General features: G+C 54.5%; 1 protein-coding gene. It reads left to right on the forward strand.

What is annotated here, in order from left to right; translation table 11 throughout:
• A partial coding sequence (locus MXD62_RS10715; RefSeq protein ID WP_248829158.1) for a sigma-E processing peptidase SpoIIGA occupies positions 1-332 on the forward strand: 332 nt, incomplete at both ends.

Genomic DNA, 332 nt, shown 5'->3' on the forward strand with positions numbered 1-332 from the left:
CGGAAGTGGTGGTCAAGGTGATGGGCGAAAACGTGATCTGCCGTGGACTGGTTGATACAGGCAACCAGCTGTACGAACCGATGACGCGAACGCCGGTCATGGTAATGGAAAGCAGCTTGTTTGCTCATCTGCTGCCGGAACCGTTGCTAGCTCTAGCCAGAGAAGCGGAGAACAAGCTGGAAAAAATGGACGGACTGCTGGATGCCCTGCCGGATACGTGGCGAACCAGGCTTCGGTTGGTTCCGTACCGCAGTGTATCCCGTGGAATGGATTTTCTGCTTGCATTTAAACCAGATCTGGTCACGGTGATTCAGGATGGCACCCGCTTTGAG

It is taken from the genome of Frankia sp. Mgl5, from assembly GCF_023242985.1.
GTDB classification, from domain to species: Bacteria; Actinomycetota; Actinomycetes; order Frankiales; family Frankiaceae; genus Parafrankia; species Parafrankia soli.